The organism is Psychrobacter sp. CX90, from assembly GCF_057396305.2.
Genome location: NZ_CM182008.1, coordinates 2,498,973 through 2,510,994 on the forward strand (window position 1 = coordinate 2,498,973; position 12,022 = coordinate 2,510,994).

The following is a 12,022-nucleotide window of genomic DNA, read 5'->3' on the forward strand; positions in this document are numbered from 1 at the left end:
AGGTCGCACAAGCAAAGCGATGCACGCATGAAGGGTAAGACTAAGCTGCTTTTGCTATCAAGTCTCAAACATCTAAATCACTCTCGCCACCATGTGCATGGATGCGACGCTGCTCTTGACGCTGATAACGCAGACCCGACGCGGCAAACCACTTATCTTTACTGTGTTGTAATAAGTCACTCAAACTTTGCAGCTGGCTTTGCAAGGTTTGCGTCAGCCAAAAATAGCCTTTCCATTCAAATTCTAAGTGGCGGACGCTGGGGTAAGTGGAGACCGGAATACGTGTAATGGGACGAAATACCTCATCACTCGGGCTTCTAAGTACTGCTGCCATATGGCGCATTGCCTGTGTCAGCTCATGGTGATAATGATCCAGCAGCACACGATTTTCGCTATCAATGGGAATATAGGCAAGATGCGGTGCAGCACTAAGCAGTAAGTCAATCGTACCAATAATATTACGATGGGTACGTTGAATCATATCCAATGTTGGGGTATCAATGCCAGATTCGCTTGCGGTTGCAGCAATGTGTCCGCGTACTCTCAGCAAACGCTGATTGATTTTTTTAAATTGCTGTACCATATCGGTATCAACAAAGCTTGCCTCAGTATGGTCTGCCATACCATCTAAAGACGTTGCCGTTGTTGCCCCCAAATCAATATGAGCTTGCACCGTTTGCTCTGTATTAACGAGGTTCTGTTGTTCAAAATTTGACCCACTTACACTTTCAATGGATTGTGAGGCGTTCAGACTTCCGCCACTGTCTTTTACCGCCCTGATGTTAGAGGTATCTTGATGAGTCGGGACAATATTAGGATCTGAAATATGAGCTTCAACGCCATCGTACATATCAGCACAGGCATCGAGGTTTTTCGCTAATAAAAATCGCCACATAAGGGTGGATTTTAGGGGCACAACAAAGGTAGCTGCTACAGCGATTAAAGTACCTATCAATACATTCAGGGCGCGGTACATGCCGTCGCTCGCCACATCGCTGGTACTAGAGATAATCATACACATGGTTATACCCGTCAATAAACCAATATAACCCAGCTGTTTAACCGCATAATAGCCAATAATGCCACTGATAATACCTATCAGTAAAAAGTATAACCAAATATCTGTGAGCAGATGGTGACCCAACCACAGTAGACTCAGACCCACACCAATACCCAAAAGCGTGCCCAGTATTCTCTCTTTGGCTTTGGTATAGATAGCACCTTGATACTGTAGCAAACCCAGAATAATAAAAATGGTAATGGTGGTCCATTCGCCATGCGGAAATTGGCTGAAATGATTGATAATAAGAGATACTACAACAGCGGTTCCCAGTCTAAAAGCATGCAGTATGTCTGCATATTGGTAGCGAGAATATGGCTCAACAAAGGGAGCAATTAGGCGTGTTTTAAGTGTTTTTTTCATTTTAATGGTTCAGTTGATGGATGGGCCATTATAGTGTTATTTACGCCCCATATATATAACAGGACTCACAATCCTAAATACCCTAACTTTAGCTTATGAATACAGGTTGTTAAACATAATGCACGAATTAACGCTTAAATCTTTCATTATTAATCAAGTCTTCACACTCTCTGATATCATCAAATAAGTCAATATCAGGTTGAACATCATTTTGCTTAATGACACTCATATCACCAGTGGTTTCCATCACGACGGCAAATACCTCACTTTTTGATTTCAGCCCATTTTTGCGAAGCACTTCTTGAATATCACTTTTAGCTAAGTTAGCCTTTTTGAGGTTATCCCAATGATATTCTCCATGTGCCATCAGAACTAAAGGTTCGTTATCTACTAAATCTTTAATCGGTTTTATATTCCGGCGCAGCGCAGAAACGACTGCTTGCAAGATAAACAATATGGCCATAGCTATTAAGCCTTGAATTAATGAGGGCGTCTTAGACAATATAGTAGATGCCAAAATACTCCCTACCCCTACTGTCATGGCAAAGTCATGGCTAGATATTTTGGAAAAGCTACGTAGCCCCATTAGCCGAGTAAATAGCATTAATCCAACATAAATACCAATGGCAGATAACACAATGCCAACGGCCTGACTCCACTCTATTGCCAACCAGTCTGACCCTTTCATAATCTTTCCTATTAAACTTAAAGCTGTTATTAAAGCTTAGCGCACATTCTCTACAAACCTACGAAAAATATGATGTTAAAACAGTACTACCTATAATAGATAACAATACTTTACTCTCGTTACAATTAAATCGGCTATTCTTAAAGTGTTGTTAGCGTTTTATTTAAAAGCTCTTAGCATTTCATTTAAAAATCGGGTCACTTAAAAATCGAGAGTTTTAGAGTGTCCAACTGTATTTTACACGCTAGACTTGACTAAGTTATATTCCCTTTTTTTTATTTAGGTTTTTTTAGGAGGATGTTATGGTTAGATGGGCTATCATATTTGCCGTTATCGCTTTGATTGCTAGTTTCCTAGGATTTGGTGGTGTTGCTGGATTAAGCAAAAACTTTGCTTATATTTTCTTAGCAATCGCAGTTATTTTATTTATTGTGAGTTTTATTTCACGCAAAACATAAGCAAGTAAGACCTAATTTTAAGTAAAAAAATGCTGGAAAGCACCTGTTATCAGGTGCTTTTCTAGTTTTGGGGGAAGGATTCAATACGAATATGACAATACGGTATACTAATTAAGCAAAGAATAACTTAAGCGAAGAGTAACTTAAGCAAAAAATAACTAAAATCAGCAATCAAAATCGGTAATTAATATCAGTAATTAAAAGGTGCAGTGCATTTATGATTTATGATGTCATTGGCGATATCCACGGCCATGCTACAAAACTTAAAGGCTTGTTAAATAAGCTTGGTTATACCGTGCACACTGATCTCAAATCTGGCAATCCTTATTATCAGCCGCCGAAAGGTCATCGTGCCATGTTTATTGGCGACTTGATCGATAGGGGTACAGAGGAGGTTGAAACCTTACAGATTGTTTATGCCATGATTGATGCTGGGGTTGCAGATTGCGTGATGGGCAATCATGAATACAACGCCCTTGCCTATGCTACTGAAAATAAGCTGTCAGATAATTCGCGTTATTTACGTACTCATAACACCACACATACTCGTCAGCACCAAGAGTTTCTAAATGAAGTTCCCTTTGGATCAAAACGTCATAAATATTGGCTAAAACGCTTCTACGAGTTGCCATTATGGATTGAGACTGAGCACGCTTGTTTTGTTCATGCGTGCTGGCATGTCGATCAGATGAACGTGCTTAAACCCCTGTTGACAGAAGCTAATCGATTAACCGAAGATGCTTTGCAGCGTACCGGACAGAAAGGCTCAGCGGAATATGAGGCACTAGAACGTGTTCTTAAAGGTGTTGAGGCACCGTTGCCAGAGAATGTTACTTTTACCGATAAAGATGGCACAGTACGCTCAAGAGTACGAGTCAACTGGTGGCAGGATAATCTTAGCGGCCAGCGTATTATTGATATTGCACGGGCCATGCCTGCGGATTTAGCACAGATTCCGCAAGGCGCTATGATTGACCATGTTGACTTTAAACTACAAACAACCAAGCCTGTTTTTGTGGGTCATTATTGGATGCAGGGTACACCAGAACCGCTTAGCCCACAAGTTGTTTGTACAGATTATTCCGCTGCGGGCTCTGGCTATTTAACGGCCTACCTATTTGACACTACTAACCCAATGCCGTTATCAAAAGATAACTTTGTCCAATACATTCCTGACTAGGGCGTATCCTCATAATTTATATGGCCTTACGCCCTAATGCTTTTTAAATATACAAAGTAATGACTTTTACACTTTTTATTGATGTAAAAATTTTGTATCATTGAGGTTTTTCTAAAGGATATAGCCGTGTCAAAGATACAGCAACCCGAGCAACCCAACCCTATTGAGTCTCCTGTGGGCACAGCTAAAGTTGGTATTATTATGGGCTCGCAGTCGGATTGGGCAACCATGAATTTGGCAGCGCAATTGCTCGCTGACTTTGGCGTGGCTTTTGAATGTGAAGTGGTCTCAGCACACCGCACTCCAGATAAACTATTTGATTATGCTAAATCGGCTAAATCCAAAGGGCTACAAGTGATTATAGCAGGGGCCGGAGGAGCGGCTCATCTGCCAGGCATGTGTGCGAGCCAAACCGAGCTGCCTGTGTTAGGAGTGCCTGTGAAGTCATCCACCTTAAGTGGCTGGGATAGTCTACTGTCAATTGTACAAATGCCGAAAGGGATTGCGGTAGGCACCTTAGCCATAGGTACGGCGGGCGCTTATAACGCAGCGTTATTAGCCGTTCAGATACTGGCGCTACAGGATGGCAGTCTCGCCAAACAGTTGGTTGCGTTCCGTGAAAATCAAACCAATACTATTTTAGCGAGTCCAACCCCTGGTATTATTAATAATTAGCGGCAACTGCTTAAGCCAATCTGAATTATGACAAGGCTAACTGACGCTATAACCGGAATAATTTCTGTTATACTTATAGCCAATCTGAACATTAACCTGTGAATGAGAGCTCTACAAACAGTAGGGTTAGCGACTTTGACAAAGTACGGTTGTTTTCAGATTTACTATTTAATTATCTTAATTATCGTTATGATCCAAACCTTAAATTAAAGGTGCTAATAGCACCTTTTTGTATTTTTGACCAATCAAACTGCTAATACGAGCCCATCATGACCACAGCTAACGCTTACCCTGCTAATCAAAAGATTCGTACCATTGGCATCCTTGGAGGCGGCCAGCTCGGTATGATGCTCGCTGAGGCTGCACTACCCCTTGGCTACCGTTGCGTCTTTTTAGAGGATGCACCGAAATGCCCTGCGTCGTTATTTGGCGAGGTTTTTACTAGTGAACAGCTCGATGAGTTTATTGCTAACGCAGATGTGTTTACCCTAGAGTTCGAAAATACCCCTTTGGAAACAGTGCGTAAACTTAAAGATTTGGCAGATAAAGGCATCAAACAAGGCATGTATCCACCGCCACATGCACTACAAGTTACCCAAGATCGTTTATCAGAGAAAACCTTGTTTAATGAACTGGCTATTGCCACTGTGCCCTTTATGTCAGTTGGTTCAAAGTCTGATTTAAACACTGCTTGTGAGCGATTAGGCACACCGTTAGTCTTAAAAACAAGCCGTGGTGGTTATGACGGTAAGGGGCAGTTTGTGGTTAAGTCGCCCAAGGATATTAATGAGGCATGGCAAGTGCTTGGCGATGCAGTAACCGGTAAAGGAGACTTAACACCTACCCCTGCACCGCTAATAGCAGAAGGCTTTATCAAATTTAGCCGTGAGGTATCGATTATTGCAAGCCGTGCTCAAGATGGCAGTATGCGCACTTATGACTTGGTCGAGAACTATCATCACAACGGAATCTTAGCAAAATCACAAGCCCCAGCGATTGGCACCAGTCATCTTTTGCCTGCGGCAACATCAGCCATCGAAACGCTCATGACCCACCTAGACTATGTCGGCACGATGGCACTAGAGCTATTTGTCAGCAAAGACAATGAGGGCAAGGATATCATTCTGGCTAACGAGATTGCCCCACGCGTGCATAATTCTGGTCATTGGAGCATTGAGGGTGCGGTTACTAGCCAGTTTGAAAATCATATTCGCGCTGTGGTTGGTCTACCTCTTGGCGATACTGACAACGTCCATCCCTCTATTATGGTTAACGTATTGGGCAAATATCCAAATATTGCAGAGGTACTAAGCATCGATGGCACCCATTATCATACCTATCATAAAGAGGAGCGGGAAGACCGCAAAATTGCACACATAACCTTGATGCCTAATGATGTGGCTAATCTAGAGCCCGCATTAAAAAAACTGGTTGCTACTCTACCAAACCCAATGGGTCTAGCTAAATGAAAATTTGGATAGATGCCGATGCTTGTCCGTTGGTGGTTAAAGACTTAATCATTAAGACAGTGATTCGTACCAATACGCCTGCTATTTTTGTGGCGAACCAGACTATTAAAGTTCGAAAATCGCCACTGATTACCATGAAGGTAGTTGGCTCGGGCTTTGATGTGGCGGATGATTATATTGCTGATAATGTCGAAAACGGCGACTTGGTCATTACCAGTGATATTCCTTTAGCCAATGACGTGCTAGACAATGGTGGGCAAGTGCTCACGCCACATGGTATTATTTATGATAAGAATAACATCAAGCAAAAGCTAAACGCCCGTGACTTTATGGACACCATGCGCTCTACTGGGGTACTTGATTTAACCCAAATGGGTGGTCAAAAACCCTATTCTGATAAGGACAAAAAGGCGTTTGCAGATGGGCTGAATAAGTTGGTGCGTTAATGGTTGGGTAGAACTAAAGAGTAGCTATCATTCTTTTAAACCCTTTCTTTATAAAGTAACAACCCTTCGATGAGCAACCAAGCGTCCGCCCTCCTTCATACGCATCCTCAATAACGATAAATCTATACGTTAAATGTATACGCTAAATAAATCGATTTTAACCTTGCATTATTATCTACGAGATTGCTATGTACTTTTTCTTGAATGACTACTGTGAAAGCGCCCATCCAGATATCATCAACGCCATGCAGGACCTACATCTGACACAATATGAAGGCTATGGCTTTGATACCTACTCCGATAAAATTACTCAAATTATTCGCCAGAAATTGACTAATGATGGTTACGAGAAAAGTGATGAGGTAGCTGTACATCCTTGCATGACGGGTACACAAGCGAATCTTGTCTGTATTGATGCCATGTTGTCGCCGATTGATGGGATTATAGCTTGTAGCTCTGGTCATATTGCCATTAATGAAGCGGGTGCTATTGAAGCGTTAGGACATAAAATTATATTAGCAGAACCAGTGGAGGGTAAATTAACCGTAGAAGCTGTGGATGCTCTACGAAAACGTCATGCATTTAAGAAGCCACATGTTGTTCGTGCAAAAGCCATATATATATCTAACGCTACTGAAATTGGTACGGTATACACTTATGATGAGCTAAAATCTTTATCAGACTATTGCCGTCAACATGATATGTTAGTGTTAATGGATGGGGCACGACTCGGTGCTGCACTAGCCAGCACTCATCAAGATTTAACATTAGCTGATATAGCTCAGTTTACAGATATTTTTTGGATTGGTGGCACAAAAATGGGAGCATTGTTTGGAGAGTTGATTGTTATCCCAAACCCTAGGCTTGCAACTGATTTCAATATCTACCTTAAACGTCATGGTGGATTGATGGCTAAAGGCTATATTTTAGCGCTACAGTTTTGTGTTTTATTAGAAAATAATAAATTTCTAACATTATGTGCTCATGCCAATACTATGGCAGAGAAACTAGCAAAGGGAATACAAAATAGTGGCTATCAACTAAGCTCTGATACCAAGAGCAACCAAGTTTTTGCTATTTTACCTCAAGAAGTCATCAAAAAATTAAAAGCTGAGTTTATGTTTTATGAATGGGAAGCGCTTGACGATAATCGTAGCATTGTAAGACTTGTTACCTCTTGGGCGACGCCTGAGACTCACGTTGATAAATTTATTCAGCTTTTGCAACAATGTTAAAAAACCCGAGATTATATGTTTCAATCCCTCATATTTACCGTTGAGAACTTCATTATAGGCGTTATAGGCGGATAATTGAAGTACAAGACGGACTACCGAAAATAGTACATCTAGGGAGGTCAACACTGTATTAAAATTAGCAGTTATGGCTTCATCATTAAAACTGTGATTCATGACAATACGCACAATACACCTGCTATTTTATTGTTGTGGCAAACCAGACCATTAAAGTACGAAAATTGCCACCGATTACCCTGAAAGTCATTGGTTGTGGCTTTGCAAATGAGGTAAGTAAGTTGGTGCGCTGATGGGCTGATAGATGGGTTGCCGTAATTAGAGAGTCACAACCATTCGATGAGCAACCAAGCAGCCGTTTTCAAACACATCCTCAATCACACTAAATCCATGCGCTAAATAAAATGGTTTTGCGGTTAACGTTGACTCTGCAAACAGCTCTTTTACGCCTTGTTGTCGATATTGTACTTTTATCCTCTCAAGTAATTTACCGCCAACTCCTTTATTTTGACAATCGGGACTAACATAATTCAGTAACACCGCCCCTTTTTCTGACACTAAAATAAATCCTGCTATCTTGTCAGTGTCGTCTTGTCTAAAGACTAAAGCAAAATTCTGGGCAATCCAGTCTTTAATATTTTTTGGCGTCTTATTTTCAAGCCATTGTTTTATGATAATTTCATTATTGTGGTGATCAGCCGTACAAGATAAAATACTGTCTCTTATGACATAAGCTATCTGATAGGCATCTATCTGTTTTGCAACGTCAATCATATTGAGCCTCCCGTGCTACGTTGTCTGCCTGTCCATTCAAATTATCTTACATAACTGTCAAAACTAACTTGCTTTTACCTAACCCTTTTTACTCAATAAGCTTTTTATTTGAACTTTTTTCTACTTTATAGCAACTTTTATTATAAACATTTATTTTTAATATCAATAGGTTAGCCTAACCACGAATATTTATTTTTAAATATTTAAAAAATAAGTGTAAGAAAATGCCCCTCTCTTACGTCTAATCTATAACAGTATGATAACTTGCCATTGCTATTGATGACACATCTTTTACAGGGCTTAAGTTTTGACACTGTTCATTCATAACCTTTACCTAATCCCTATTATCAATGGAGTTCATCATGAAAAAAATGTCAGTTATTACCAGTTTAGCGCTAGGTTCACTCATGGCAATGGGCGGAGCCAATGCTGCAAATCCATTTGATGCCAAACCTATGCAAAATGCACATCAAAGCCATAGCAAGGCTCATGATGCCAAATGCGGTGATGCAAAGTGCGGTGCTAGTGTGAAAAAAACCACTAAAAAAGCAGATAGTAAATGTGGCGATGCTAAGTGCGGTGCCAGTGTAAAAAAGACCGTCAAAAAAGCAGAGGGTAAATGTGGTGAAGGCAAATGCGGGAGCTAATATGGACGTTAGTATATTCCATCCGTTCAAGTTTTGAACTCAAATGATGGCACTGCAAGACTACCGACCTTAGATAGTACAAGACGTACCTTCAGGAAGCTCAACAACATAGTGAATGTATTTTGACACCATATACATCTAATTTGACGTTCAACCCTTTAACAATAGAATGTGATAAAAGTTTAGGCAAATAGCTTTCAGGTTTAATGAGCTTGCAAAGCCACTTTTATTCACTCATTCAAACATTAATTCACTCAAAAATATGGAAACTATTATGAATAAATCATCAATCCTTACCTCATTAGCCTTAGGCTCTCTAGTTACTTTAAGCGGTTGTGCCACTAACAATCCATTTTCCACCAAGCCAATGCACGACGGCTATCAAAATAGCAGCAAAGCTAAAGAAGGCTCATGCGCTGCTCACAAAATGGATAAAAAAGCTGACGGATCATGTGCAGGGCATGCCACCACTATGGATAAAAAAGCGGATGCTAAGTGCGGCGATGCCAAATGCGGTGCTGATTTAAAGAAGACCGCTAAAAAAGCTGACGGCAAATGTGGCGAAGCCAAATGTGGTGGTAATCAGTAAATCATCATTTCATTATAAAGAGCAATAAAAGTAATAAAGATCGATAAAGTTAGTTTCCTATTGCCTTAAGATAGTTATCGAGACAATTAAACGAGTGAAAATAGCCACTGATTTCCAATCAGCCCTATCTAGCAATGCTCATATCGTCCCAAACATTTAGGAAGCTAACTATATAACGACTGTCAAACCAATTTAAACTTACAGTAAGGAAACTGAGTGCACGCTATAAAATGGTATGGCTAGCGAGGGTATAACCTTAGTCATTTAAGCATTATTTAACCCATCATTTAGCATTGGACAGACTATATAGCGCCACATATCAACAAGTCTCATTAGTAAAAGTTTTAAGGATAATCATGACCTCAACACTCCCAACGTCTATAGCATCAGAAACGACAGAGATTAGCAGCCATCAACTCAGCGGTGCAGGGCTTGGATTTCGTCGTGAATTATTAAACAAAATGAGGGATGCAGATTTATCCGAGATTGATTTTTTTGAGATATCTCCAGAAAACTGGCTTAATTCTAATGGCCAAATGGGAGGGCAATACGCGAGACAGTTGCGTGAATTTAGTGAGCAACATCCCTTTATTTGTCACGGTTTATCTTTATCAATCGGTAGTACCGCTCAGTTAGATACAGCACTGCTTCACAACATAAAATCTTTTATGAATACGCACAACATCGACTTATATACGGAGCATTTATCTTGGTGCAGCGATGAGTCAGGACACCTATACGATCTACTACCCATACCCTGTACCGAAGAGGCAGTGCACTGGGTCGCTGATCGTATTAAAAAGGCGCAAGACATTCTAGGGCGCCAAATAGGTTTTGAGAATGCGTCATACTACTTTGTACCGCCGCACAGCGATATGAGTGATGCCGAATTTATTAGCGCCGTTACTGAGGAAGCAGATTGTTTATTACATTTAGACGTTAATAATATCTATGTGAATAGTCAGAACTTCGGCTTTGATGCACATGATTATTTACGTCAACTGCCCCTTGAGCGAACTTGCTATATGCATGTGGCTGGACATTTTATCGATGACGATGGTCTTATCATCGATACCCATGGTAGCAACGTGATAGATCCCGTTTGGGCACTTTTGGCTGACGCTTACGCACTGATTGAAAATAAAACAGGTGTGTCTGCGAGTCGTCTACCTACGTGCCTTGAACGTGACTTTAATTTTCCGGACTTGTCCGAGTTAATATCAGAAGTTAATCACATCAGGCAGATACAAAATAGCTTTTGTGAGCAGAAATCTTATGAACATAGCTCTGGTAAACATAGCTCTGGTAAAAACAGACTTCATACAAATAGCTCCGATAAAAGCCATACCATAAATACTAACACAGCAAACAAAGCCAACTCCTCAACAGACTATATTAAACAGACTATAAATGGTAATTGCCCCCCATCTCTGCAAAAGGAGAGTTACCATGTTGTCTTTTAAACAGCAAACAGAAGGCTTACTTCAACAAGAAAATTATTTAAATCACTCAACCAGCACCCGCGAAGTATTTTCTGAAGCCCCTTCTTTAGCCGAATTCCAAAATAGTTTTGGGCAGTATCTACGTCTTCAAGATAAAGGGGATTCAACACAGGTTTTACCCATTGAACCAAGGCAGTCTTCGGATAACCATTCCTATCAAGGCGCTGAACCTAGCCGTCTACCTTCAAGTAGAATCGAGCGAGTAAGTCAGCTTTACCAAACGCTTGTTTTTAATAATGTCTGTGGGTTTTTGACTCAATGCTTTCCTGTCTGCCAAACCCTTATCAGTTTGGAGGATTGGCAAAAAATCTGTCAGCAGTTTTTCTTACACCATCACTGCCATAGCCCCTACTTTACTGAAATTAATCAAAGCTTCGTTGACTACCTAAGTCAACCTAAACAGCTTGACCGTTTAGGGCTACCTCCTTATTTTGCCGAGCTCGCACACTATGAATGGGTAGAGCTACTGGTTGAAACACTTCCTGATTCAACTTTCGATAACTCTGATAGGACAGAATCAAAGGAGGATCATGCACCAACCAGTAGCTTATTGACGGTTAACCCAACGGTGCAGAATTTACATTATCAGTGGCCAGTACATACGATCAGTAGTGATGAACTGCCAGAATCAGCAGACGACAGTTTCTTTATTGTTTATCGTAAAAATGAGAGTGTCGAATTTATGCAAACAAATGCACTAACCCACGCCTTGATTGAGTTCATCAAAGCGCAAGTGCCTATTGCAATAAGCCCTGTTGCTCTGGCCTCTCTACTTGAAGAATTTGCTCAGATGCTTGGCTATGACAACAAGACTACTTTAATCGAATTTGGATTGCCTTTGCTTGAGCAGTTATCCCAACAAGGCATTTTATTTCCAACCTTTGAACTATAGTCAATTTCATATAATAGTCGGTAACCGAT

The 12,022-nt window shown here is 40.7% G+C and carries 13 protein-coding genes; 10 read left to right on the top strand and 3 right to left on the bottom strand.

Going from position 1 to position 12,022, the window contains the following annotated elements; translation table 11 throughout:
* Nucleotides 1–64: 64 nt before the first annotated feature.
* Both AC2SLN_RS09920 and AC2SLN_RS09925 read right to left on the bottom strand, forming a co-directional pair.
* On the bottom strand, nucleotides 65–1,423 hold the full coding sequence (locus tag AC2SLN_RS09920; RefSeq protein ID WP_486549123.1) for an FUSC family protein: 1,359 nt from the start codon (nucleotides 1,421–1,423) through the stop codon (nucleotides 65–67).
* Nucleotides 1,424–1,550: 127 nt separating this feature from the next.
* Nucleotides 1,551–2,111 (bottom strand): DUF421 domain-containing protein, encoded by a 561-nt coding sequence (locus AC2SLN_RS09925; protein WP_486549124.1) that lies wholly within the window; start codon nucleotides 2,109–2,111, stop codon nucleotides 1,551–1,553.
* 302 nt (nucleotides 2,112–2,413) lie between these two features.
* Here AC2SLN_RS09925 and AC2SLN_RS09930 point away from each other — a divergent pair, with 302 nt between their 5' ends.
* The 6 genes from AC2SLN_RS09930 (at nucleotide 2,414) to AC2SLN_RS09955 (ending at nucleotide 7,574) form a co-directional block, all read left to right on the top strand.
* Nucleotides 2,414–2,569 (top strand): DUF1328 domain-containing protein, encoded by a 156-nt coding sequence (locus AC2SLN_RS09930; RefSeq protein ID WP_486530370.1) that lies wholly within the window; start codon nucleotides 2,414–2,416, stop codon nucleotides 2,567–2,569.
* A gap of 217 nt (nucleotides 2,570–2,786) precedes the next feature.
* The gene (locus AC2SLN_RS09935; RefSeq protein ID WP_486549125.1) at nucleotides 2,787–3,749 is read left to right on the top strand and encodes a metallophosphoesterase; all 963 of its coding nucleotides are present in this window, start codon (nucleotides 2,787–2,789) and stop codon (nucleotides 3,747–3,749) included.
* 126 nt (nucleotides 3,750–3,875) lie between these two features.
* Nucleotides 3,876–4,424: a 5-(carboxyamino)imidazole ribonucleotide mutase gene (purE, locus tag AC2SLN_RS09940; protein WP_486549126.1), complete on the top strand. Its 549-nt coding sequence runs from the start codon at nucleotides 3,876–3,878 to the stop codon at nucleotides 4,422–4,424.
* A gap of 269 nt (nucleotides 4,425–4,693) precedes the next feature.
* Nucleotides 4,694–5,893: a 5-(carboxyamino)imidazole ribonucleotide synthase gene (locus tag AC2SLN_RS09945; protein WP_486549127.1), complete on the top strand. Its 1,200-nt coding sequence runs from the start codon at nucleotides 4,694–4,696 to the stop codon at nucleotides 5,891–5,893.
* On the top strand, nucleotides 5,890–6,339 hold the full coding sequence (locus AC2SLN_RS09950) for a YaiI/YqxD family protein (RefSeq protein ID WP_486549128.1): 450 nt from the start codon (nucleotides 5,890–5,892) through the stop codon (nucleotides 6,337–6,339). The genes AC2SLN_RS09945 and AC2SLN_RS09950 overlap by 4 nt, the downstream gene beginning before the upstream one ends.
* A gap of 188 nt (nucleotides 6,340–6,527) precedes the next feature.
* A complete protein-coding gene (locus tag AC2SLN_RS09955) occupies nucleotides 6,528–7,574 on the top strand; it encodes a threonine aldolase family protein (RefSeq protein ID WP_486549129.1) in 1,047 nt (348 codons plus the stop codon).
* A 333-nt stretch (nucleotides 7,575–7,907) separates the two neighbouring features.
* On the opposite strand, the gene AC2SLN_RS09960 is transcribed toward AC2SLN_RS09955, so the two are convergent.
* Nucleotides 7,908–8,363 (bottom strand): GNAT family N-acetyltransferase, encoded by a 456-nt coding sequence (locus tag AC2SLN_RS09960; protein ID WP_486549130.1) that lies wholly within the window; start codon nucleotides 8,361–8,363, stop codon nucleotides 7,908–7,910.
* A gap of 362 nt (nucleotides 8,364–8,725) precedes the next feature.
* Between AC2SLN_RS09960 and AC2SLN_RS09965 the strand changes: the two genes are divergently transcribed.
* From AC2SLN_RS09965 to AC2SLN_RS09980, 4 genes are all read left to right on the top strand, one after another.
* Complete coding sequence (locus tag AC2SLN_RS09965; RefSeq protein WP_486549131.1) at nucleotides 8,726–9,010, top strand: HvfA family oxazolone/thioamide-modified RiPP metallophore; 285 nt, start codon at nucleotides 8,726–8,728, stop codon at nucleotides 9,008–9,010.
* Nucleotides 9,011–9,284: 274 nt separating this feature from the next.
* A complete protein-coding gene (locus tag AC2SLN_RS09970; protein ID WP_486530363.1) occupies nucleotides 9,285–9,599 on the top strand; it encodes an HvfA family oxazolone/thioamide-modified RiPP metallophore in 315 nt (104 codons plus the stop codon).
* A gap of 356 nt (nucleotides 9,600–9,955) precedes the next feature.
* On the top strand, nucleotides 9,956–11,062 hold the full coding sequence (locus AC2SLN_RS09975; RefSeq protein ID WP_486549132.1) for an HvfB family MNIO-type RiPP peptide maturase: 1,107 nt from the start codon (nucleotides 9,956–9,958) through the stop codon (nucleotides 11,060–11,062).
* On the top strand, nucleotides 11,049–11,993 hold the full coding sequence (locus tag AC2SLN_RS09980) for an HvfC family RiPP maturation protein (RefSeq protein ID WP_486549133.1): 945 nt from the start codon (nucleotides 11,049–11,051) through the stop codon (nucleotides 11,991–11,993). The genes AC2SLN_RS09975 and AC2SLN_RS09980 overlap by 14 nt, the downstream gene beginning before the upstream one ends.
* Nucleotides 11,994–12,022 lie beyond the last annotated feature (29 nt).